Source organism: Paraburkholderia caledonica (assembly GCF_000383275.1).
In the GTDB taxonomy this organism is placed as follows: domain Bacteria; phylum Pseudomonadota; class Gammaproteobacteria; order Burkholderiales; family Burkholderiaceae; genus Paraburkholderia; species Paraburkholderia caledonica.
This window is the reverse complement of the sequence record NZ_KB911036.1, coordinates 135184-158413: the sequence shown is the minus strand read 5'-3', so window position 1 is coordinate 158413 and position 23230 is coordinate 135184. Positions and strand designations below refer to the sequence as shown.

The window sequence follows — 23230 nt, the reverse complement described above, 5'->3', positions numbered from 1 at the left end:
TGGGTTTGGCTTTCTGTCTTGGACTCGGATCTGTTGATCCGGACGCCTAGCGTTACTTTTGGCACGAGGCTCAGTCGGCCTCGTGGCTCTCGCCCGGCTCAAGCAGCGTTCAGCGCCTTTTCCAGCAGCTGGTCGAGTTCCGCGAACTGCGGCTCGCCGACATAGCGCTTCAGAATCTTGCCGTCCTTGTCGACCAGGAAAGTGGTCGGCGTGAGCTGGACGTTGCCGAACTGCTTCGCGGCCGAGCCGTCGTCCATGGCGACCTTGAACGGCAACTGACGCGTCTGCGTGTAGTTGGTCACGTACATGGGCGCGTCGTAGCTCATGGCCACCGCGACGAATTCCAGCCCTTTACCTTTGAAGCGGTTATACGTCTGGACCATCTGCGGCATTTCCTTCATGCATGTATCGCAGCTCGTCGCCCAGAAGTTGACCAGATAGACCTTGCCTTTCAGATCGGCAGTCGAGACTTTCTGGCCCGAGAGCAGCGTGAAAGTCGCGTCGGGCACGCGCTGTTGGCCGGCGAACGCAAAATAGCCAGCCACGCCGATCGCAATCGCCACGACGGCGGCGATCACGTAGCGAATAGGATTCGTGCGCCTGACGGCGGCGGTCGACGTGATGGTGCTCATGAACGGAACCTCGGAAATCGCGAAATGGCGTGGGACAGCGTGTGGGCCGGGGCTTTGCGCCCGCTGCCCCATAGCGTGGGTATTGTAGTCCTATTCGAGCCAGGCGGCAGCGAGCGCCCGCACCGGGCGCATGCCTCGCGCGGGCTGCGGCCGATTGTGGGCCGATTGTGGCCGATTGTGGCCGATTGCGGCCGGTTCCCCGGCCGCGTGCCGCTTCCGCTGACGCTTCTCAATCTGCCAGCGGATAATGTCGCTTTATGCTCACGTCATTGGCCCGTTTTTCGGGCGCCTTGTTCCCATGCTCCAGATCGTTTTTCGCGTTTCCCCTCTGTTCACCCAACTTCTTCCGCGTCTTGTTTCCGGCTTCGCCCGCAATCGGAATACAGCCGATCAGAAACGCCCCGTGGTTTCGCGCGCGCATTCGGTTGTCCGCGTGGGGGCTTGTTCGCTCGCTCTAGGCGCGGCTCTGAGCGGCTGCTCGCCGACTTTCGACTGGCGCACGATCATGAATAACGACAGCGGCTACACGATCGATCTGCCGGCCAAGCCGGGGAACGATCAACGCGCCGTACAGATAGACGGAGCGCCGATGCAAATGGCCATGCAAACGGCCGAAGCCGGCGACGCCGTATTCGCGGTCGGCACGATCACGCTGCCCGACGAAAGCGAGACGACGCAACGCAAGGCGCTCGACTTTCTGCGTACCGGCCTGGCGCGCAACGTCGGCGCGCAGCCGGATGCGCACGCCGTGCAAATCCCACTCGCGGCCGGCGGCAAGGTGCTGGGTCTGGAAATGAAGTTGAGCGGGCAAGCCGGTTCAGACCACGAAAAGCGCACCGTTTATGCGCGGCTTGTCGCGCGAGGGCGTCATGTGTATCAAGCCGCGATTATCGCTTCACAGCCGTTGCCGCAGGAGCAGGTCGACCAATTTTTTTCGTCTTTCCAGCTGTATTGAAAGCGGTAGTTTTGGCCGATCCAAGGTGCGACGGATCATTTGTGCAGTGAAAGTTCCGTCGCAGCTTTGCACGCTAATTCTCGGTTTACGTTGAAGTTTTCCACTTACCCATGGGTCCTGTGGATAACTCTGTTGAGAACTCCCCATTTTTTCGCGCAGATGCCCGCCCCATGGGCATTTCGCCTGTCCGCGCGCCCGTCGGCCCGAATAAAAAAATGTTTTAAATCAACGGTCTTGCTCGAAAGCCTTCTATGTACCTTTCAGATGTTTCTAAATTTATCTGGAACGCGCGCATGTGCATAAGTCAAGTCTTGACAGCATATTTTTCTCCTCACCCAAAGCCAAAAGCGCGTCGATACTGAACGGCCTCGCCGACCTGTGCAGCGCTCGGCATGCTCGTGCCCGCGAGGTCCGCAATGGTGCGCGCCACCTTCAACACGCGGTAGTAAGCGCGGGCCGACCAGCCGAAGCGCTCCCCGGCCTCGCGCAGTAGCGCTTCGCCGGCTGCGTCGGGCCGACAGACGGCGTCCACCTCTTTTCCACTCAACTCGCGGTTGGTTTTGCCTTGCCGCGCCAATTGACGCTCGCGTGCGACGTTCACCCGGCTCGCGATAACCGCGCTCGTCTCGCCGACGGCGTTTGACCGCGCGGAAAGCTCCGCCGACGTGAGCGCAGGCACTTCGAGTTGAATGTCGATGCGATCGAGCAGCGGCCCGGACAGCTTGCGCAGGTAGCGCGCCGCGATGTCGGGCGTGCAGCGGCAACGTCCGTTCGGATCGCCGCGCCAGCCGCAGGGACATGGATTCATCGCCGCGATCAATTGGCAAGCTGCGGGAAAGTCCGCCTGCAACGCTGCGCGAGAGATGGTGATGCGACCGGCTTCCAGCGGTTCGCGCAGTGTTTCCAGCACGTCGCGGTCGAACTCCGGCATTAGGTGTAATCGATCGTCTGTCCACTTTGAGGACGACGGGAAGTGCATATATTTATGCCAAAGACAGGAGCAAGCTATGCAAAGTGCAGGTAACGGGTTTGCCTCCATAGTGATTTGTCCGCGTAGTGTTTTTTCGGATTTCCCGACTGCCTGCGAGCTGGCGCGGATACCCGGCGCTGCCGACATCCAGCCAAGGCTTTTTGAATTGCCGGCCGTCGCCATAATCGTCGACCCGAAAGGCATTCCTGTATGGATGCCGACGCTCTATCTCGCCGACATCGCGTTAGCGAGTCACTCTGTAACCGGTGATACCGTACGAACATATGCAGAGGCCCTTCTTCCGTGGCTCGAATTTCTCGTGCATCAGGGAATACAGCTGAGCGGCGTGACAGAGGAAACGATCGGCTTATATAGAGCCAGTATCGCGCATCAGAATTGCAAAAAATCTCCCTGGCGGTACGCTAGCGCGACTGTCAATCAGAGGGTGGTTGTCCCTGCAAACTTCCACGCGTGGGGCCAGCGCTGCACGCTAATGCCTTCACCACTCGGCGCATACCTTTGTACGCCGCGGTCTGTTGTTGAATCGCGCGTTAGTAGCCATCGTCGTGTCTTCCATGCCTCAAGGCTACAAAAAATTGCTGCACCGCGCGTCATCGCCCGTACGCCCATGACGCTGGGGGTCGATGAGCTCCAGCAGTTGTTCGCTGTGACGTCCTCACCATATCGTCTGATGTTACGTTGGTGCGTCTCCTGCGGATTGAGAAGGTTTGAGGTTTGCAGCTTGCAGGTACGTGATCTTCCTTCTACCGCCGAGCTTGGCAATTTCGCAGATGGCCTCGCACGTCTCACAATACTGAGAAAGGGATCGAAAGAGCTGACTGTTCATGTCCCTAGCAGGCTCGTCGAGGAGACACACTGGTATGTACTAACTGAACGACCTGCCCCCGCCGCGAACAATGGACACTTTGTGTTCTTGAACCGGCGAGGAGGGAGAATATCGCGTCAGATGCTAACGAGGGAATTTCGAAAAAGCGCAGATGCCATCGGCAGCAAGGCCACCCTTCACCATCTTAGGCACACATTTGCACTTGTCGTACTGAGCATTCTTCAGCGGCACGAGGAGGCGGGTCAAGAGCTCAACCCACTCAAAGCCCTCCAGACTCTCCTTGGTCACGCAGCTATCGAAACTACCGAAACGTACTTGCGCGCTGCCCAGCTATCGAGCGACGCCGTAAGAGATGCACTTGACTACCTGTATGGAGCGTCAATATGAACGACATGACGAATCGGGCAAGTGGTCAAACAGAACAAATCGTCGGTGGCATACATGAATTCGACTTGGTACTGCGACTAAACGATGACAATGACAGGATAGTTGAACTCAACTTCGCCTTGCTCCAGCTGAACATAGAAGTCTGCTTCGCCTTGAAACGCGCCTTAACCGCACATGTTGGGCACACTGCTGTAGTCACCCAAAGAAAGACATTCTATAGCTTGAGGCTTTTGGGAAAGTGCCTCAGGGAGACCGGGCTCGCTGACAGTGTTCCGTTGCCAGGTGATGTAGCACGCACATTTTCAAAATGGCTTGACGCATCAAACCTAGGCTACAGCGCTCAATCGCACTTAAGAACCGTGGTAAGTATCCTGAAGTGGTGTCAGCGGAACGCGCCTGATGTGGTCGCTGCGCGAGCGACATTTGTCGTTAATCCCATTCGGTCGTTAGTGCCGAAACAACGTAGCCCACTTGGCGAGGAAGTTATCAAGCAAATCCTACGCGCTTGCTACGATGACATCGATGCTTCGGAATGTAGTTTGGATCACGGGCGGCGTCTGAGAACCGGCGAGGTTGATACGGTAGAGGATCAAGTCGCGTCTGATCTGGTTATTGAGTTGCTCGAATTCGGAGGAGGAGAGCTAGGGTTTCAGCGCACGATTCGAAGTTCTGGACACGGGTTCGCTCGGCGTATTCAGAAAATGGGAGGGGTCCGAGCATTAGGCGAACTGCTTTGGCTCTCTCCAAACGCATTGTTTCCGTTTTATCTGGCGATCCTCACGCAGGTGAGCGGAAATCCAGACGCGGTGAGAAACATGCGTCGGGACTGCATTCGACCGCATCCTCTACGCGATGACCTGGAATTCCTCGTTTGGGACAAACCACGAAGCGGACGAGAGCAGCGCGCCGAATTTCCCACAGGGCGTCAATGGAGCGCACCTAGCTTGGCGCGCCGCTTGCAAAAACTCAATGGGGACCTCCTTGATCTGGCACCGTCCCGCATGCGTGACAGACTCTTCTTATGTCGCAGTCCGTCGAGCCGACGCGTTATCACGCTTTCTGAAAGCCTAACGTTCATTTACTTACGCGAATTCATCAGGAAGCACAGGCTTCCAACGTTTCAGCTAAGAGACTTGCGACATACAGGAGCGGTTCTTCACCATAGATTCGGACACTCAATGGATGCAGCGAGAAAGCGGTTGAATCACGACTCACTGCGCACTACCTCTATTTATACCAGTTCTTCCGACCGGGCCGACGAGCATGATCTAATAATTAGACAATTCCAAGGGGAGATCGTAAGACTAGCGCTCGCGCCAACCGAGAAATGTCTCGACGAAGATCCAGTTTGGAATGCAGACGATCAAGGTGCCGACACCGTGTTTGGTTTTCGATGCAAGAATCCCCTTGCCGGCATCGCGCCAGGTAGTACGGAGGGAAAAACCTGTCTACAGTTCACTCGCTGCGCGTCCTGTCCAGGTAGCATTATTCCAGTTGATGATCCTGCTGTCGTCGCGAGGTTGTTGGAGGCGTTAAGCGCACTTGAGGACGCGAAGGAACGGTCATATCGAGAAGGTTGGTACGTTCGTTATGAGCTTTTATATGAGCCCACCAGACTCGTTCTTATAAACGATGTGATTCCGGCCGTACATGCATCGATACGCGAACGCGCACATCATCTCGTACAGAAGCGTCGCATTCCGAATCTTGAGTGAGGTGGCGCAATGCTCGAAGCAGTGGTTGTTCGAAAAAACCGAAGCCGATGGTATCTGTCGGTAGACGGTCTATATGGAAACAAGGTTGCGAGTATCTGCTGGAAGGATTTCTTGCCAAAGGGCTGCGGAACCAAGCATCAACGCGCATATCTGTTAAGCAGCATCAAAAGTCTGCTTGGGGCCATGATAGAGGCACCGCGGCAGTCAAACGGCGAGATACTTTCCCATGCGACGATACTTAACTGGACGCTTGGCCTACGTCGTCTAGTTCTATGGATGCTTCAGCGAGACATCTGGAGATTTTCCGCTCTGAGCGCAAATGATGTTGCTGATTACATTGAACATGCCTCCACTCGTCACGATGGTGCGGGAGGCGTGTCGCAGCAGACTCTCTATTTCCGCGTCAGGCAACTTCAAGAAATGTGGGAGCTGAGGGACCAATACAGTAGCGGCTTACGCGTCAACCCGGCTTCGCTCGAAATAGAGGCGTTACAGCGCCGTCGGAGACCCACATCTTCATGGAAGGCATTAGACGAACCTGCGGCACTATCGTTGATCGGCGACGCAATCAGTTGGGTAGAGTCACATGGCGAGTATCTCCTCGCTGTTCGACATCGGCGGTGGCGATTAGAGCAGTGCGCGGTGGCAATCTGCAAGCGGGCGAAACATAGGCGAATCTTGAACTTTTACAAAGAAGTCGCGCAGGAAGCAGAATACGAGCAATTGAGTGAGCAAATCGCCAAGAAAGATAGTCGCACGTATCTAACGCTTCAGAAAGCGATGAGCATGACCGATGGAGCATGCTACGTGATACTGCTGTTCTTGGAAGGAATGCGGGTTAGCGAGCTGATCAGGCTTGATTCTGGATGCTTAAAGGCATATTCCGGCGAGGACGGAAATGAGATCGTGAAGCTTCATGGCGTCGCTGCCAAACAGGGGGGGCGGGAGCGTACTTGGATTACCTGTGAACCGGTCGTTCAAGCGATAAATTATTTTGAACGTGCGTTCTCGGAAGTACGTGAAGTGCATAAACTCAAGGCGCTCGTTATAAATCATCCCCATGGTCTTGCGGCGCTGGGCAAGGGGGCGACTCGAGCCCCTAGGGGAGTGATAGCGCAGCGTATGCAACTTTTCTCGAGCAACCGTCGTAGAGCAGGATCGGTTGTGCAGCACCTGCATCCTCATATGGCTCGAAAAACCTTCGCGCGCTTCGTTGTTGCGCGCGACAAACGTGCCCTCGAATCACTGTCATATCATTTGGACACATTCACCGAGCGGTTACAGATGGCTACTATGTTGGTAGTGACATGGAGCTTCAAAAGTTGCTCGATGAAGAGGCTCGAAGTGATCTCGCTAAAGGATTGATGGATCTGCTAAGTGCGTCTTATGTGGGGGGGCGAGCTGGCGCTTCCATGCGAGCTATGATCGATTCTTTGGACCAGAAATTTCGCGGTAAGACCGGGCTGAACAGCTTGGTTGATAAGCTAATCGAACAAGGGGTTCAATTGGCGCCCTGTGATTGGGGATACTGTATCTATTCTCAAGCCTTATCGTCCTGTCGTGGCGATGCTCACGGCCCGAACGAAGCGCGACGATCACCGGACATCTGTTCTGGATGTCCCAACTTCGCGGCGACTGAAAAACACAGAGCATGGTGGGAAGCTAGAATTGATCGAGACGACGAGTTTCTGAAATGTACCGCACTGTCCGAACAAGCAATCGAATGGATCAGTAGGAGACGAGAGAACAGCGCCCGTATTTTGAGAGGCCTAAACGAACGCTCGTTGCATACAATCGGTAGCGCGCGAGACAAATTATGACGAGAAAAGTGCCAACGTTAAGCGTCGAGGATCGAGTACGCGCAGCCGTGCACGCCAAGCGCTGTTCTGACCCGGCCATTAAAGTTTCAATCAGCGAGGTGTGTCGCTTGGCCGGGGTCAGCCGCGCCGGGCTGTATGCTCATCACCGCCCCTTGATCGAAGAGCTATTGCATGACGTTCGAGCTTCGGGTGCTGAAAGCAAAACGACGGTCAATAGGGCAGAGCAGAAACCTGATATTGAGGCGACAAACCGAGCGCTGTTGTATCTTTGCCTCGAACTGCAACTTGAACTCAAGTCGATGCGTGCCAGATGCACGCCGAGGACTAAAGCGAAGTCCACATAGGGTCGAGTTAGTCGATAGCAATGTCGATCTGACCGGATCGAAGAGGGGTGCTCGTCGTTGACGCGATCAAGAGTTGAAGGATAATAGGCGCGATCCCAATATCACTGGTCTTAAGTTAGTCTAAGCAATCGAGGAGTCCATACTCGCTTAGCGCCATCGTATTCGATGTATTTGGTACACTTGTGTACGCTCCGTGAGCGTCGCTCACCTTATCGAAAGCTTACGCAGTGGGCGCACTAGGGGGCGATCTCAGCCTGATGACAGCGCACGCATCGTGGCGCAAAGTCGTTCTGTGAGCTATCTGATCGAGCGAGTGTCGCTTCTGTTGCAAAGCAATTTTCACAAGCCGACAGACCATAAATGTGTAGACGTCTGGACTTGATTTGACAGACGGTGTCAGTCGCCGGGCTCACTTCGGCCAACAACGGGCGGTCGACGTCCCTATGAGAATCGTCGACAATTTCGGCATTGCGATGACGGCTACGGGACGCCGATGGCCGTGCGCGGAGATGTCTGCCAAGGGCCCAGCTATCATGGGATGGGGCCCTTATGATTGACGCCTCGGCGATCATTAAGAAGGGTGAAGATCTAGAAATGAAACGGATCGCGCGAAACCCCGGTAAATTCGAACCCCTCAATCTTTACACCGCCATCGGCCGGGAAGCAGGTTATCAATTAGGCAGCGAGGCTCATTACCAGCACTTTATTAAAGCTGTCGAGAAGTCGCTGAAGGCTGGCCAGGCCAACCTCAATATGTTGCATGGAAAGCGTGTCGAGGCGCTGTTCGCACATGTAGCCGGTGCGCTAGGAAAGTGCCTGATGGTGAAGGCAGAAGATGCCGGCGATATCTTTGTGGCTGACGGGGAGGTGAAGATCCCTGATTACCGGCTAGTGCTTAGGGATCGGAGCCAGCTCCTTGTCGAGGTCAAAAATTGTCACGGCGATGGGATGGAGCGGCCGTTCTCGGTAAAGCGCGACTATGTCGACCAGCTGGATCGATACGCGGACATGAACGGAGCGTCATTGAAGTTCGCTGTCTTTTTCTCAAGCTGGCGCATCTGGTGCCTATTGTCACGGCAGTCGCTCCAGGAAAAGGACGACGACCTCATCATTACCTTCCCGATCGCTATGGCGAGGAACGAGATGTCCTTGATCGGGGATGTGATGATTGCAACCTTGCCGGAGCTAAAAATCGAATTACTGGCTGATCCTGCGGAGGCGCACACGGTCGATAAGCGTGGCCGGACGCAGTTCATCATCCGCAGCGCCAAATTGTTTTGCGCGGGTAAAGAAATTGTCGATCGTGCCGAGCAGGCGATCGCCTTTAGGCTGATGCGATCAGGGAAGTGGCCGGACACCAGTGAGGCCATCGTTGAAGATGGAAAGCTGCTCGGCATTGTCATTACAGCGCGGCCGGAGACATCGCACGAAGGACAGCATTTCGAGGGAATTGGTAGCCTCAGTTCCCTGGTGACCTCCGCTTATGGCGAAATGACGGTCAAGGATAGGCGCCCGATCGCACTCGATGTCGCGGCAGATCCGGCCGAGTTCGCACTCTATATTCCAGAAGATTACAAAAGCGACACCTTGCCGCTCTGGCGCTTCGTGTTGCAGCCAAACCCGGCTTTTCAGGTGGGCGGAGATGATACCGAGGGACCATAAAAGCCTTCCTTTCAATCAATCGGCCCGGCCGCACCGAAAACTTCGGCAAGCTGTTGACCAAAGCCGCCGGTCTGAATAACCAAGGTCTCGGCAGCCGCCGCTCAATGGCCGGTTTCGGGCGAGCAAATTGCCGGTGGCGGTGCCTCAACCCGGCCATTTGCGGACGTTTGCGCTGGCTTGCACATGGACATTCGAACGTCTGCTTCGCCTTGGGCAAGAAACTTCCTCACCTGAGCGACATCATAAAGGCGCGAGAAGCGATGTCGCTGAAACAAGAGATACCGCGATCAGGCTTGACTGGCGTTTCCGGATCAAAGGCGGTGACACAATTATTGTGGTCTACGGAAGCAGCTGCGGCGTGTCGTTAGGTGAGATGCAGGGCGCTCACCGCACTGAAGCCGCCAGAGATGGCCGCCACAACACACGTGGCCTCAATGATCAGCATCACTACGACGAGTTCGGCCACCAGGGGCGTCAGGTGCCACCAGCGTTTCGCTGATTGCTTAAGACGCATTGCTCGACTGCCTTCAATATCGGGGTAAGCCGCCCGCGCCCGCTCCTTTCCGAGTTTGACGTGGCCTTCCTTGAGCGGCTCGAAGAAGAGACTGACACTGCACCACGCCGCAAAGGCCGCCATGCCCCAGAGGACGACGCCGATAGCGATCTTCTCCAGTGTCGGCTGCCCGTGCAATCCGCCGTGCACAAAAACCGCGCCAATGAACACGAGCAGCGCCTGCGGGGTGATATTCCTGGTAAGCGTGGCAGCAGCGACGTCTTGACGGGGGATCGTGATTGTCAGGCTGGGCTGCGGAGCTGATCGGCGACGGCCCACGGTGTGAGTTCGTCAATGCGATTGATCGCATGATCGGCGATGCGTGCGAGCACGAAGCGCAGATACGCCTCAGGATCGATGCCATTGAGTTTTGCGGTGCCAACCAGGCTGTAGATGGCGGCGGCACGTTCGCCGCCAGAGTCTGCTCCAGCGAACAGATAATTGCGGCGACCGATGGCCACCCCGCGTAGCGCGCGCTCAACTGGCAGGTTATCGATTTCGAGCTGGCCATCATCGCAGTAGCGTGTGAACGCTTCCCATCTGTTCAACGCATAGAGGATCGCCTGACTCGTGTCAGATTTGCGCGAGAGTGTTTCGAGCGTCGTCGTGAGCCACGCATGGAATCGGTCAAGTAACGGCCGCGCGTGCTTCTGGCGATAGGCGCGGCGCTCGTCGGGCGGTTTGCCCCTGATCGTTGCTTCAATCCGGTATAGCGCGCCGATACGCTCGAGCGCTTCGGTGTTCAACGCATTGGGGCGCGCTGCGTGCAATTCATAGAACTGGCGTCGGGCGTGCGCCCAGCAAGCTGCCTCCGTGACGCGCCCGGTTTCGTAGATGGCCTGGTAGCCACCGTATGCATCGGCTTGCAGCGTACCGTTGAACGACCCGAGGTGCTGCTGCGGATGGATACCCTTGCGATCCGGCGTATAGGCGAACCACACCGCCGGTGGTGTGATGTCGGCTGACGCACGATCATCGCGCACGTACACCCACAAGCGACCCGTCTTCGTCTTGCCGTTGCCCGGAGTAAGCACTGGAACCGGCGTGTCGTCGGCGTGCAGTTTCGTCGCCGACATCACGTGACGACGCAGTGTTTCAACGAGCGGCTGCAGCAGCGTCGCCGCGTGACCGACCCACTTCGCAAGCAGCGAGCGGTCAAGCTCGACGCCTTCTCGCGCGTACATGACTGACTGCCGGTAAAGCGGTATGTGGTCCGCGAACTTCGAGACCAGCACGTGCGCCAGCAGCCCCGGGCCGGCGAGACCGCGTTCGATGGGGCGGCTCGCTGCAGGCGCCTGAGCGATGTGGTCACAACGCACGCAGGCAAACTTCGGGCGTACATGACGGATGACCCGGAAGCTGGCCGGTACGTACTCAAGTTGTTCGGCGACGTCTTCGCCCAGCGACTTCATCAGGCCACCGCAATGCGTGCACTTCCCGGCGGACTCGGGCAAGTGCGTTTGGATCTCTCGCGGCAGATGATCGGGCAGTGGCTTGCGCGGTGCGTGTTCCACAGCCGTGCGCGGCGTGTTCGGGATTTCGACCGGTGTCGCGCCTTCGTCGGCCTTAAGCTCTTCGAGACGCAGCTCGAGTTGCTCGATCTGACGGTCCAGCTTCTCCGACTTGCGACCGAACTGCATACGGCGCAGCTTGGCAATGAGCAGCTTCAGGTGTTCGACTTCGGCTGCGCGCGAAGCCAACGCGGCTTGTTGCGAGTCGACCGTTTCCTGCAGTTTGAGCACCTGAGCGTCGCGCTCGCGAAGCGCCGCCTCCCGGCTGAGCAGCATGGCCTTCAGCGTTTCGACATCGTCGGGAAGTGGGTTCGCGCGCGTCATGCAGGCAGTTTACGCGCCAGCAACGACGTTTACAACGCTGAGGTCGGCCGTGCCGTTCTCGTCGGTTGCCGCCAGCGATGCCTTCCAGCAGCATCGATAGTTGCGCCGGGCTCAGGCAAATAACGCCACCGTCGGCTTGAGGCCATACGAAGCGCCCCTTCTCGAGTCGCTTCATCAGCAGGCACATGCCATCGCCACTCCACCACAGCACCTTGAGCAGGTCGCCGCGCTTGCCACGAAACACAAAGACGTGCCCGCAGAACGGATCTCGCTCAAGCACGGTCTGCACCTTGGCCGCGAGACTGTTGAACCCGGCCCGCATATCAGTTACACCGGCAGCCAGCCAGACGCGCGTTCCTGACGGGAGGCCAATCACGACGACGACCGCAACGTTGCCAGTACCGTCCGAAGCGCGCTCAGGTCAGGTGGTCCATCGAAGCGGACTCGCACGGCGCCACACTCGACGACGATACTCGATGGCAATTGTGCTGGCACCGGCAAATGCACAGGAATGAACGTCTCAGTGGGCTGAGCTTGCGTAATCGATTGAGCGCGCTCATGAGCACGACGCCAGCGCGCGATCATGTTGGCGTTCAAACCGTGCTCCTGTGCTACGTCCGCGATCGAACGGGCCGGATCGTTTGATTGCGCTACGATCATCGCCCGGAATGCCTTCGAGTAGTTCTTGGATCCCAGTCGTCGGCCTACCGCCTTCGTTTCCATCGTTCTGGTTCCCACTTGATCTGGTGGGAACTAGGTTGCCGATTGAGCGCACCTATGAACAGACGGTGGTGAAGCAACGCTTACTATTCCTGAGGAAATCGAGGTAGTGCTTGCGCCCTTCCTTGAACAAATACATGTGTGCTTCCCTTGATGCACTTAAAAATGAACGCGGCAACGCCCGCGAATCTGGCGCTCGCAGCGACCCCGCTGCCGGTCGTAGACGGCCAATTCATTGGTTATCGGTAAAGGAGGGCTTATTTACAGAGCGCCGGGAAAATATTTTTATCTTCGTCGTCGTTGCCGCGCATTCGTATGCTGCTTGCATGAGACGCTGATTGGCCGAGGCCGTGTCAAAACGCAAGCTGCTTCGGCTCAGCGCAAAAGAGGCTTGTCAGAACGCTCTATATGGGCCTATCGGCACCTCGGGAAGGGTAAAGCGACCCCTGAAAACCTAGTGGTTTTGAGTTTTGACACGGCCTCGGCCACAAACCGTCGTTTGACTCCTTCGTAATTCGGACAATGAAGCGGCCGTTTTCCCCAGCAAACGGTCGCACACTACGCGATACATAACAGTCAGCAAAAACGGCATATAAGCGCCGATTTAGCGCCCGGAGACGTGAAACGCAAGAAGGCCTTAGCAGTTATCGCTCGCCGATTTAACGATCGAGTGCCCAGAGATCTTCTATCGCGGCGATCTCCGCCGGGGAGATCAACTTCCATTTTGTGGCTCGCTGCGCATCCAGTAGCCTTTCAAGGATTTCCTTCCGTGCCTTCAATGTGAATGGACCAAGACCCTCGTTTCCATTCCGGCGACGCTTTTCGCGCCTCAAAGGGTCGTCTCGAATCGCCTGAAGCCAATTTCGAAAATATAGCAAGGGCTGAAGGCTCTTATGCTCGTTCAACTGCACCAGGTTTTCGACCGCCCTGTCTCGCTGCACTACAGTGCAAGTCCAGCAACCGAAGCGGCTCTTGCCGCAGGATGCCCCTTTGGGGTCCCTGACTATGGGACATTCGCCGCTGGCTCCTTTGTAGAGTTCGGCGAGTCTCACTGAGTCGATGCTTAGCGGTCGACCCGGTTCTGAGAGTAGCTCCCAGACATCATCAACGTGAAAATCGATGATCGGACTGAAGATGGGAATACCTGCATTTCCTGTTTGCCGTAGAAAACCTTTTCGGTCCGCCGCATGGCGGCGAATTGTCCTGTCCCGCGCCATGCTTTCGCCATTCCGCACTCCCAAAAGTAGCAACCCATTGTCGACGTTGGCGTTTCGGAGCGCATGACGAACCGGATTAATTCGCAGTCGATCGGTGCACCACCTAAACTTGTTACTGGGCGGAGGATATCCTCGCCCGATTACCTTGACAAAATACCGATCTTTAATCGGAGGAGAAACAGCGATACTTTTGATTGGTAGGTTCAACTCTTTAGCCTCCGCGTCGAGCTTAGCTAACGTAGTTGAAACAAGGTGCTGAATTGTCGGAATTTCGACCCCGGTGTCGCAGTAAATAATCGACACGGGGGAAGTTACCCCATTTAGTCCTTTTAAAGCCTGGAAGACCAATTTTACAACTGCGGAAGAATCTTTTCCTCCACTGAATCCGATATACCATGGGCGTTCTGATTCGACGTAGACTTTAGATATATAGTCGAGCGCTTCATTTATTTTTTTATTATAAATTTTTTTCATTATTGTGCTTCGAGAGCCAATTTTACGTCTTTAAGAAGATCATCTCGCTTAAACCGTGCGATATACTGCGTCTGGCGTTGACCAAGGCGGATGTGTTCGCGAACGGCAACACGAAAGCAAAAATAAAATATAACAAATATGGCTAACAAGAAGCCCGAGAACTCAAGAGTTCGATCCGCTGCAGCGCCAACAATGAAGTGACATGCCCAATAGAAAACAGATCCACCAGCGCAAATGGCCGATATGTCACAATATGAACTTACGAAAGCTCCATTTTCATACACATCTTTTGCTCTTTCCGACAATGACTTGTCGTTATCTATAAGCCGATAAAAAACATCGAGAAGGATCTTGCTCCTGCGAAGTTTCCAATCTTGATATTGATCAAGCTCATTTTTAACAACATCCGCAAGCGAATTTGTAATGTCAGAGTTTATTAGATCCCAAGTGTCACCAAGCAGTCGATTGCGGAGTCCGGCAGTTCTGTAGATAGCCCCAACCGTGACTGCAGCAAAAATGTAGACAACGGCTTTCGAATCTACGTGCAGGAGTGTATCAACAGAAAAGCCAAAAAAAATTGGATAGAGAACCAGTAATATGACAATTCCGGGAACAAGTAGCCTTATGAGTTTTAGCGTCTCTTTTGTCATCTTGACTGTAAATTACAAGTTGGAATATACATGAAAGCAAGCAATTGAAGCCACCCACGGGATTGTAATCCTACAGCAACGGCGGGTACCTTCTTGCTCAAGCGTATTTTCGAGCGGTATGGACCGATCGGACGCTGGCCGTCATCAGATTTACTTCCTGTCACTGCCTTGTTGCGTCATTAGTTGAATTGTCGTGCCGGCGGCTGCACAGATCGAATTGACGTAGGACAGCCACCCTACTCGACTGGCTGCTGTACTTCAAAAAGCCGACATTGATGGGGCCCAGGCTCACGGTCGGCTACGGGTCGCGTTGAGTCTGTCCGCTCGTCAAGCTCATCGCTGGAAAGCGGCCAGTGGGATTTCGCTGCCCGGAAACGGCCAGTCGCCAGTGCGTACTTACGACCCACTACGGCCAAACGACCCTCTCCAAAGCGGTCAGTCAGCCGAATGAGCGTGTTGCGGACCGGAGCGCCATGAAGCGGACGTTGGCGACCTCACCCAACCGGCCAATAGCAGTCAACCAGTCCGCGTTAGCGGGCGACCGATCTTTGGTGCTTTGCGGTCATGACTTATGAGCAACAACGGACCGTTTGGCGTATAGCCTCCTACGCCATCTCCAAGATCCGCAGCCATGCGAACGCCGTCGAGCTCGGATCGAAGCATCAAGCGCAGAAACCCGGTAACACGTCCCATCTGCGCTAACTCTTTACGAACTGAGCGCTCACTGTCTGTTGGTCGTTGTGCATTTTCCGCCAATACGGCCTGGAATGACGCGCTCAGCAATGCATGCTCGATAGAAAACAACTAGAATTTAAGTTAAGTTCTATTTGATTGGCGAACTAAAATTTAGCTTTCCAACGTATTCATATGTTTTGTCCCTAAGATCATCTTGAAATTTATTCTGTGCATCCTGGACAGCTTTACCACAGGCCAAAGCTGCCGCGACACCAAGTGTGGGATTTACGATTGATCCTAATATGCCGCAGCTTATAAAAGCAACTGTTTTGCAATCGGACGGGTCCAGATTCGCTTGGATGGATGTATTAATCGAGAAATCTTTGGTTGTGATTGCTCGATTTTTGTCCGCAAATTTCATATCAACTTTGCCAGATATAATATAATCAGCGGCGACCGTTTTCACGTCTGGCTTACAGGAATCCGCCACGTAATTCCCGCCGACCACCCCTCCACCGGTATAATGCTGAGCCTGTGCCGCGAGCATGCCTGGAATTGCCATTTTTATTGAAATCGGTACATCTGTTATGTTCGGGGCCGACCATGTCGCGCCATCGACGGAAACATCGACATCCTTCAGCGCGATTGGCGCAGTTAGCGCAAATCCGATCGGCACGGAGTAGGCACTGATGCTGAATTTTCCTCCGGGTACTCCCTCTTCACGCTGGTCAGCCGGTGTGCGATAAATGGCACTCGCGGAGTCAACGGAGAAATCCAGTTTCGCAGTACCGTAGCCCGACTGATATTTAATATCGTGGAGGCGCAACGACGCGGCTGCGCTCGACTCGGGCGCATCGGCGTGAGCTACGAACGTCCCCCCAAGGTCGCCCTCAATCTTTGGATCGCTGCCAAGATCGCGTCTGACCGTCAAATCAATTGATCCACTGCCACTCACAAACCTTACAGAACCAAGCCCCGATGCCGTCAAGTCCGTCAAGATAGCCTTGAACTTCATCTCTCCGACTGGAGATTTGTCACCCTTATCAATCGCCATGTTCTGGCTTGAAAGACTAAAAACGCCCAGTTTTAGCTTAGTCGATTTATCAAGATTCCAGTCTTGAGCTGAGAGTTGCAAATTGATATTTTGCAAACCTCCGGTTATGGGTGTTGTTTGGTCGGCAGTATCTATTCGTAGAATATCAGTTAGCATATCCCCGCTGTCGATCGTTAGTTTGTTTTGGTTGGGAAGTGCGATATATCCGCCTGGAGCTAGTTTGACTGTTGCAGCCGCAATCGCCCCTTTTACGACTACTCGGCCATCAGTTCCCCAGGCGAAAGGTATGCATCCTGCCGGAGCACCGTTTTCACAGCTCAATGCAAGACGCAGATTTGCGCTTTGCAAGTTGACTTTAACATTATCACTGAATTCAAACTGACTGCCTTTTGTTATTAGAGCGAAAGTGCCGCTGCTGCCGGCAAGTTGCCCTGAGCCTCCTTTGTACGTGATGGCTACCCCGTGAAGCTCTAGTTCTGCACTTTGAATACTGATGGATGACTTACGTCCATTCGAAGAGTCGATCTGGACTATTGAACCGTCTCCGAGGCCCCCGGTTATCGATCCGTCAGTCATTTCGATATTTCCCGCGTTTTCCTTTACGGTCATATGTTCGAATGAAACGTGGGTGGCGGGCGCAAGAGCAAGTATTGTATTTCCAAAAATAAGATTTCCGCCTTTTGCGTTAATGCTTATATTTTCGAGCATTGCTAAGCCAGTTTTTTGGCGAGTGTCGTAATCAGCATAGTTCATTCGAATCAAGCTGCCATTGCCAATCGTAATGAAGTTTCCATTGGGCAACGAAACCTGTTGATCCGCGGTCAATGAGACTAAAAACGCTTCAGTGATCGGCTTGTCGTTCTTGTCTAAGGAAGTAAAAAATGTAACTCGGCTGACTGGGTCACTAATGGAATCGTCAGTTTTTCCGTTAATACAAGACATTTCACCCGGCTTGCAAAATTTGGATGCTGCAAACGGCTTGCCTTTGAATAAATTTCTCGCGATGGGCTGTAGGCCAAATATCGCACCAACGTTATTTTGGAATCCAGAGTGACGCTGCGAGCAGTTGCCTCCGGGTTGGATTTTAACGTCGCTACTTGGATCAATATATCCACCAGGCCCGACTATAACTTTTGCTAGTCGGAAACGAGTGCAGGTGCCGTCCGATGTTCGAAATACTGCGTAGGTTGGTGTTTTCTTAAAATCGATAATCGCGGACTGCAATATTCCTTTCACGTATCGGAAACTAACCAGCGCGACGGTGTTGCCTGGAATCGTCCATGTCACGTCAACGTCTTGTGTACGTGAGACGTATGTTCCCCGGTCGAGGTAGATATAAGCTTGCGCCTCTGCAGTATCAATAGCGTTCGCTATCGACTGGTACGTGGAATCCGCCATTGCAGGCTTGAATGTGCATGCGAGCGACAGGAGAAACCAGCAAAGCATTCTCGGCGTCATTTTTTTCCTCCTTTCGGCGACTTATTTTGCAGAAGAACCCCCGCCATGAAGTGGCAATCCCAGAGCATTGTGTGCTTCCATGCGTCACTGTCGTCTGCTCGTTGCCAAATCCAGTCGTATCTATTGAATTCGTCGGGTAGGTCTGCGGCACCAGCAGGACACTTGGCCAAAGTCATCGCTGCAACCTCGGGCGAACGCTTTCCTGCGAGCCATGCGAAAAATGGGTTTTGAGGCTGCGCAGACGCTAGGTGTGCTGCGGCTTTATCAAGCAGCGGATCACGCACGCCCGCCTGCCATAAGACCAGAATATTTACTGCGGCTAGATGTTGTGGATAATCAGGATCGTTGGTGAAAGCAGAGGAGTGCGCAAGCATGACGGCGTCAGACTGCCAGTGACGCAACGCATTCTTGAAATTAGCGTCATTAATTGTTGTATTCATCGAGCTTGCGACTACTGACAAAGTGGCCAAGTCACCAGGTCGCATAGTACAGCCGAGTTTGGCGTCAGGGTCGCCATCGACGTCGTCGTCCGGGCAGAATCGGGGGATACGTAACGTGCATCCTTCACCTGCACAACGTTGATTTCTCCCTAACCAATTCAGCCACCATTGGAAGTTAACGCGCCGAATTTTGGGGTCAAGGAGTGCCCAAAGTTGTAGCCCCAGTGCCATGTCGGGTGAGAAGGAGTTTTCCTTTATTAGCCGAGGGTAGGTTCGCAGGCGGGGCGAGCGGAACCATTCACCGGTAACGTCATTCTGCGCAGATGCAACTGCGGAACATCCTCCCTCGTCGCCGCTGAAGCAAAGTAGCGCGTTAAACAATGTCAGGTCGCCATCCTCACAGACGGGCAAGGCCGGTGGAGGCGAGTCTGACGGAGGCGGTCGCGCTTCGCCTGGAAAACATGTGGCACCAGCCGGACAGGCCGTTTGTACGGTGGGTTTTCCTGGCTGAGGCAATGCGAGAATGCATCGTGGGGCGCCGAGGTGCCAGACTTCAGAATCGCGCTTTCTGATCTGATCATCCCATTGGGCGTAGGCCGGGGAGATTAGCGTGAGCACGAAAAAAATAATTACGGCGTACTGGGCAAGTGCAGATAAGAGTCCAAAAATCGCAATGGACCGGTTCATACGCATTTGGTTACTCCCGACATGTTCTACATGTTTTAGACTGCGGGAAGAACGATATTTACGCCGGATATTTCACTGCTAGTTTGAGCAAGGCATCTCGGAAGCAGATGCTGTCAACAGTGGAACCGTCCAGTTCGTGCTAAAGGAGTTGCTGACGCGATCGAAGATGCATTGCCGATGCGCTTTGCTCTGTGCGCAACCGCACACATACAAGGAAAAAGCAGCAGCGATTGGAATGTCAAGTCGGGCGTCAACCCACAGGTCGATTTGTGCGTTCATTCTGGTGGCTGCAGTCTGCTTCAGAGTCCTGTCGACCAATTGTTTGAAGTAACGCGGGCAAGAGAATTGCGTTCGTCTTGTGCCTTACCGCGTTTCGGAATTTCTCCTTGAACATTCCGGTGTAGCAGTCAGATTTTTTGGATATATGACCTCATTCTTGAGCAGTGGTCGTGGTTGCGATACGGCGAACGATCATGTGCAAGGTAACTTGGCGGTTCCGGCTGTGCGAGAGTGGCCGCTCCCGAGCATATGAAGGACGTTCTTCAAAGTAATGCGTGGGGCTGCTCCGGGTCGGGTGCCGCCTTTCGCCGCCTCCATGGTTGAGCAGCCTTCGCCGGATCTGACGGTGTCTGTCCGATGACGTCCCGACTTATACACATAATGCGAGTCCCCAGCGCGGCTCAGACGTGAATCTCATGCCGCACGGGAAGGCCGGCCTTGTGACTCGGTGCAAAACCTGACGAACCCTGCGCCATTCCACGCAGCGCGGCACGTCATATGTGCGGGCGCGCACGCACGGCTCCTTTTTGACGGGGCGATACTGGAGGGGCGCGTTTCTGAAGAAGCGTCCTCCAGCTAAAGTTTTTGAGAATCGTGTCGAAATCTTAAGCGTTGACTTGCCGTGCTGTTGCTGGTATTTTCCGGCACGGCAACCGGCCGCTCCGGGAACGTAGGACGATGAAATTTGCTCGAAGACATGAATAAGCCGACGGTTTTCCCAATCCGGGGAAGTCATTCTGTAAAGAATGTTGTTTTCGTATGTGAATTGGCTTCCCACTTGGCGCCAAGTGACTTGGAGAAGATTGTTTCTGTCTACGAACGTGACGCGAAGCTGAAGGCCTTCCTGCCGGTCAAGGTAGAGCAGCGGGGGGCCGTTTCTATCATGATCCAGAGCGGTAACGGTCCGGTCCCGACAGCCAAGCCGAACAACGATTTGGTCGGGCTGGGCTTCAATCGCATTGCCCCCGACGGTTCGGCAGAGTGGGCGCTGAATCTGGCTCCCAACGCTGTCATCGTTGCGTGTCATCAGTACAACCGCTGGGTCGATGCGGTCGGAACCGTGCTGCCTGTCTTGCGACAGGTGCTCGAAGTTTCTCCTCATATAGGTGTTTCCACCATTGGATTGCAATACCTTGATGAGTGGAACATAGCCGCAGCCGAGGGCGAACCGATTGCGCCGCTGTTGTTTAATCCGGCAGCTCAGTACATCCCGCAGAGGCTGATGGGGCAATCAGGGGCGTGGCATAACCATTGCGGGTACTTCGACACGTCAGATGCGGCGCTGCCTAGGGTTTTGGTCAACGTAAATGTGAACGTGAATGCTGATCCTGTGACCGGACGCTATACCGCAGCGTTGAATCACGCACAACGATCATTTCAGCTTGAGCCGCTTTTTATAGGAGGCGACGTTGAGGCGTTCTCAGCTAAGATAGAACAACAGTTCACATCGTTGCATCAACGAAACAAGCAACTACTCGGCGAAGTGTTGTCTGAAGCCGTCCAAAACCAAATAAGCCTTTTTGCCGCGCCATGAAGTCAACGTCGATCCAGTCGCTCATAGCCACCAGTGCAATTCTGCTCAGTATTGCTGGTTACGCCGCGCCGACGACGAGCCTGCCGGATTTCGACTCGCTCGGCAGCGTCTACTCCGTTGGCCCAATTGCAAACAGCATAATTCCGGACAACCCTTCAATTATTGCTTGGGCGGACACGGTGACCGACACGTCATTTGCGACGGCTTGGATGGACCACGGCAATGCACATGATCCGGCGATGGTTGGCACTCTCGTGCAGAGTGGGGTGGACCCGTCAACAGGGATAAGCTTGGTTGAACGAGCGAAGGTCTTTCTGCGCCAAGAAAACCTTCCCGTCACAGACGTGCAGGTGACGATGGTGACTGATCCAGAAGAGGATTTTCATATTGCCCAAGTCTGCTTCTTCGTTAATGCTACATTCGATGCGGCGTTGAAGGCCGATTTGAAATTGACCCGCACCTTGGTTAAAGAGACGCGAATTCCGCTTAATATGTCGCTGAATGTCCGTGAAACTCAGCTTGTCGCCTCATGAATTCGTGTGAAGACTTCACAGAGTTTGGCCGCAGCTTATTGACGGACAGTGCTCCCGAGATTGCGCTCCGATGTGGTGCTAGCCGTATCTATTATGCTGCGTATCATCTGTGTCACCATTATGCGAGTCAATATTGTACTCCCTTGCAAGAGGAAGATAAGAAGGTTGGGGGGCTGCATGCACAGTTGTTCAAGCGTTTGGCTGAAAACAGTAAAAGACCAGAACTAGACGAGCTCCTTCGGAGTGTGGCGGAGTTTGCGAAAAAAATGAAAGCTATCCGCGTTCAAGCAGATTACACGCTCACTCGCGATTTCACGAGGACTGACGCGGATCGATGCAGCGCTTTCTTGGACGTCGTGAAAGAATACTGCGAACAGGTTGATCAAGTCGCAGCAGTTAAGGTCGAATAAACTGTTACCTTGGGGATTGCTTTCGCTAGAAACGGTGCCAGTCTCGGTCCCAGCCACAACTCGTTCCGAAGCCGATGTCTTCGGCGTAGTCCTTCACGTCATTTGCTACATCAAGGATTGGCTTCAGTGCCTTCTGAGTGCGATAGATAAACGACGCAAGCTGGGTAGATAACGCCGCTGCACCGCCAATTCCGCCTGTCGGGATTGAGGATGCGATCGTTTCGATAGCCGTCTCTTTGAGCCATTCTTCGGCCTCATGGCGAATAGCTGCAACGGCACGCTCTTTTAGTTCATCGGCTATCCTCCGCCCCATTGCGGCGGCTACGTTGCCGTCCGTCGGGACGCCCTGCTGAACGGCATCTGGCGCGCAAGCCAGCGGGATTGAGGTTGCCACCTCATTGCGCGCCGTTTCGATGACCTGAAAAGAATTATCAATGAAATCAGAAACGGGTCGCTCCACAAAATCCGGAAGTTTCAGCTGAAAGGTCAAATCGCACTGCATTTGTTTCTTGTATGTTGCCCACGTATTGCAGGCTTTGATATTTGTGCATCGCGTTACCGAACTCGGCAAGCATGTCCAGCCGCCGAAAGGCAGGCTTTGATGATTGCCGCATGGATCGACGCTTGTGCTGCATGTTGATAAGTCAGGCACGCCGGTGTCGTAAACGTTTGTGCACTCAGTCTTTGTCTGTGGCGGCGTGAAGATATCTGTGTAACTTGCGAGACGGATTTTTTCACTACGCATTTTCGGTTTATTTAGCGTTTGAGTTAGCAGCTGACACGCCTTTTCCCGGCTGTCTGCGTTGCTGAAGTCTACGGTCTCGCCGGGCTTGGAAAGTCGCAATATATATTTTGTCGAGTTTCCGACGGCTATCTCTCGAACCCGCACGGGTTTATCGTCGGCACCATTACACGCGTCGTTTTGGATGTCAAACCTTGAAGATGAGACGCATCCTGTGGGGGCGGTTGTCGATCCGGCCCATTCGGTCCCGTCATCTCGCTTTGCAAAGTAATAGTAAGCAAATCGGTGATCTAGGGAGTCAGCCACGTTCGAACATCTGGACGGGAAAATTCCCCACCAACCTTGGGTATGCCATCCGTTACCGTCGTTGTGGTGAATAGCGACGAAGATTTTCTGGCTTGTATGGTTGCAGACAATTAGTTGGGCATGTGCGCTAGTGCAAAATAAAAACGAGATAGCTGCCCAAAGACACTGCCGCAAAATGCGATTCATGGCCCGCTCCCAGCGTCGCTAGACGCATCTCCGAGCAAATGGATCGAGGCCGGCTTCTAGCCTAGAAAATACCTTGCACGGATCAAGGGGAGCTATGCGTGGGTGTACGCTAGCGCACACAGCGCATTACGGCGCACCCTCTGAT

At 54.3% G+C, this 23230-nt stretch carries 17 protein-coding genes and 2 pseudogenes; 8 read left to right on the top strand and 11 right to left on the bottom strand.

Annotated features, from left to right (window positions below; translation table 11 throughout):
* Nucleotides 1–98: 98 nt before the first annotated feature.
* Complete coding sequence (locus H281_RS0110525) at nt 99–632, bottom strand: TlpA disulfide reductase family protein (RefSeq protein ID WP_020067071.1); 534 nt, start codon at nt 630–632, stop codon at nt 99–101.
* A gap of 247 nt (nt 633–879) precedes the next feature.
* On the opposite strand from H281_RS0110525, the gene H281_RS0110520 reads away from it, so the two are divergent.
* A complete protein-coding gene (locus tag H281_RS0110520) occupies nt 880–1587 on the top strand; it encodes a hypothetical protein (RefSeq protein WP_020067070.1) in 708 nt (235 codons plus the stop codon).
* Between the two features lie 331 nt (nt 1588–1918).
* Here the strand turns inward: H281_RS0110520 and H281_RS34550 are convergent.
* Nucleotides 1919–2518, bottom strand: a pseudogene (locus H281_RS34550) (ATP-binding protein); the annotation flags it as partial.
* A 76-nt stretch (nt 2519–2594) separates the two neighbouring features.
* Here H281_RS34550 and H281_RS34545 point away from each other — a divergent pair.
* From H281_RS34545 to H281_RS34535, 5 genes are all read left to right on the top strand, one after another.
* On the top strand, nt 2595–3791 hold the full coding sequence (locus tag H281_RS34545) for a tyrosine-type recombinase/integrase (protein WP_020067068.1): 1197 nt from the start codon (nt 2595–2597) through the stop codon (nt 3789–3791).
* On the top strand, nt 3788–5506 hold the full coding sequence (locus H281_RS36800) for a site-specific integrase (protein ID WP_164701866.1): 1719 nt from the start codon (nt 3788–3790) through the stop codon (nt 5504–5506). The genes H281_RS34545 and H281_RS36800 overlap by 4 nt, the downstream gene beginning before the upstream one ends.
* Nucleotides 5507–5515: 9 nt before the next feature.
* Entirely contained in the window at nt 5516–6871 is a 1356-nt protein-coding gene (locus H281_RS34540) for a site-specific integrase (protein ID WP_027804474.1), read from the top strand.
* 451 nt (nt 6872–7322) lie between these two features.
* Entirely contained in the window at nt 7323–7670 is a 348-nt protein-coding gene (locus H281_RS36795; RefSeq protein WP_164701864.1) for a hypothetical protein, read from the top strand.
* A gap of 549 nt (nt 7671–8219) precedes the next feature.
* Nucleotides 8220–9332 carry a hypothetical protein gene (locus H281_RS34535; protein ID WP_020067067.1) on the top strand — a complete coding sequence of 371 codons (1113 nt, stop codon included), beginning with the start codon at nt 8220–8222 and terminating at the stop codon, nt 9330–9332.
* Nucleotides 9333–9696: 364 nt separating this feature from the next.
* On the opposite strand, the gene H281_RS0110495 is transcribed toward H281_RS34535, so the two are convergent.
* From H281_RS0110495 to H281_RS36780, 8 genes and pseudogenes are all read right to left on the bottom strand, one after another.
* A complete protein-coding gene (locus H281_RS0110495) occupies nt 9697–10056 on the bottom strand; it encodes a hypothetical protein (RefSeq protein ID WP_164701862.1) in 360 nt (119 codons plus the stop codon).
* Nucleotides 10057–10127: 71 nt separating this feature from the next.
* Nucleotides 10128–11672: an IS66 family transposase gene (gene tnpC / locus H281_RS0110490; protein ID WP_408735237.1), complete on the bottom strand. Its 1545-nt coding sequence runs from the start codon at nt 11670–11672 to the stop codon at nt 10128–10130.
* Between the two features lie 133 nt (nt 11673–11805).
* Nucleotides 11806–12096, bottom strand: a pseudogene (gene tnpB / locus H281_RS37735) (IS66 family insertion sequence element accessory protein TnpB); the annotation flags it as partial.
* Nucleotides 12093–12443 carry an IS66-like element accessory protein TnpA gene (gene tnpA / locus H281_RS37635; RefSeq protein WP_020067064.1) on the bottom strand — a complete coding sequence of 117 codons (351 nt, stop codon included), beginning with the start codon at nt 12441–12443 and terminating at the stop codon, nt 12093–12095. The gene tnpA and the pseudogene tnpB, both read right to left, overlap by 4 nt.
* Nucleotides 12444–13099: 656 nt before the next feature.
* A complete protein-coding gene (dndC, locus tag H281_RS0110475) occupies nt 13100–14131 on the bottom strand; it encodes a DNA phosphorothioation system sulfurtransferase DndC (RefSeq protein WP_033379522.1) in 1032 nt (343 codons plus the stop codon).
* Nucleotides 14131–14781, bottom strand: a complete 651-nt coding sequence (locus H281_RS36790) for a hypothetical protein (protein WP_164701860.1) — start codon at nt 14779–14781, stop codon at nt 14131–14133. Before H281_RS36790 ends, dndC begins: the two co-directional genes overlap by 1 nt.
* A gap of 823 nt (nt 14782–15604) precedes the next feature.
* Entirely contained in the window at nt 15605–17968 is a 2364-nt protein-coding gene (locus H281_RS36785; protein ID WP_164701858.1) for a hypothetical protein, read from the bottom strand.
* The gene (locus H281_RS36780; protein ID WP_164701856.1) at nt 17965–19095 is read right to left on the bottom strand and encodes a hypothetical protein; all 1131 of its coding nucleotides are present in this window, start codon (nt 19093–19095) and stop codon (nt 17965–17967) included. The genes H281_RS36785 and H281_RS36780 overlap by 4 nt, the downstream gene beginning before the upstream one ends.
* Nucleotides 19096–20059: 964 nt before the next feature.
* On the opposite strand from H281_RS36780, the gene H281_RS0110465 reads away from it, so the two are divergent.
* Together H281_RS0110465 and H281_RS0110460 are read left to right on the top strand one after the other, a co-directional pair.
* The gene (locus tag H281_RS0110465) at nt 20060–20908 is read left to right on the top strand and encodes a TIGR04255 family protein (protein WP_164701854.1); all 849 of its coding nucleotides are present in this window, start codon (nt 20060–20062) and stop codon (nt 20906–20908) included.
* Entirely contained in the window at nt 20905–21441 is a 537-nt protein-coding gene (locus H281_RS0110460) for a hypothetical protein (protein WP_020067060.1), read from the top strand. Before H281_RS0110465 ends, H281_RS0110460 begins: the two co-directional genes overlap by 4 nt.
* Before the next feature lie 435 nt (nt 21442–21876).
* Here H281_RS0110460 and H281_RS35930 read toward each other — a convergent pair whose 3' ends face one another.
* Nucleotides 21877–23085, bottom strand: coding sequence for a DUF1036 domain-containing protein (locus H281_RS35930; protein ID WP_084690075.1), 1209 nt, complete (start codon nt 23083–23085; stop codon nt 21877–21879).
* Nucleotides 23086–23230 lie beyond the last annotated feature (145 nt).

Excerpts from the sequence above, each read along its gene's own strand:
- H281_RS0110525 (WP_020067071.1), bottom strand. The coding sequence starts at position 632 with ATGAGCACCATCACGTCGACCGCCGCCGTCAGGCGCACGAATCCTATT.
- H281_RS0110520 (WP_020067070.1), top strand. The coding sequence starts at position 880 with ATGTCGCTTTATGCTCACGTCATTGGCCCGTTTTTCGGGCGCCTTGTT.
- H281_RS34545 (WP_020067068.1), top strand. The coding sequence starts at position 2,595 with ATGCAAAGTGCAGGTAACGGGTTTGCCTCCATAGTGATTTGTCCGCGT.
- H281_RS36800 (WP_164701866.1), top strand. The coding sequence starts at position 3,788 with ATGAACGACATGACGAATCGGGCAAGTGGTCAAACAGAACAAATCGTC.
- H281_RS34540 (WP_027804474.1), top strand. The coding sequence starts at position 5,516 with ATGCTCGAAGCAGTGGTTGTTCGAAAAAACCGAAGCCGATGGTATCTG.
- H281_RS36795 (WP_164701864.1), top strand. The coding sequence starts at position 7,323 with ATGACGAGAAAAGTGCCAACGTTAAGCGTCGAGGATCGAGTACGCGCA.
- H281_RS34535 (WP_020067067.1), top strand. The coding sequence starts at position 8,220 with ATGATTGACGCCTCGGCGATCATTAAGAAGGGTGAAGATCTAGAAATG.
- tnpC (WP_408735237.1), bottom strand. The coding sequence starts at position 11,672 with ATGCTGCTCAGCCGGGAGGCGGCGCTTCGCGAGCGCGACGCTCAGGTG.
- tnpA (WP_020067064.1), bottom strand. The coding sequence starts at position 12,443 with ATGGAAACGAAGGCGGTAGGCCGACGACTGGGATCCAAGAACTACTCG.
- dndC (WP_033379522.1), bottom strand. The coding sequence starts at position 14,131 with ATGAAAAAAATTTATAATAAAAAAATAAATGAAGCGCTCGACTATATA.
- H281_RS36790 (WP_164701860.1), bottom strand. The coding sequence starts at position 14,781 with ATGACAAAAGAGACGCTAAAACTCATAAGGCTACTTGTTCCCGGAATT.
- H281_RS36785 (WP_164701858.1), bottom strand. The coding sequence starts at position 17,968 with ATGACGCCGAGAATGCTTTGCTGGTTTCTCCTGTCGCTCGCATGCACA.
- H281_RS36780 (WP_164701856.1), bottom strand. The coding sequence starts at position 19,095 with ATGAACCGGTCCATTGCGATTTTTGGACTCTTATCTGCACTTGCCCAG.
- H281_RS0110460 (WP_020067060.1), top strand. The coding sequence starts at position 20,905 with ATGAAGTCAACGTCGATCCAGTCGCTCATAGCCACCAGTGCAATTCTG.
- H281_RS35930 (WP_084690075.1), bottom strand. The coding sequence starts at position 23,085 with ATGAATCGCATTTTGCGGCAGTGTCTTTGGGCAGCTATCTCGTTTTTA.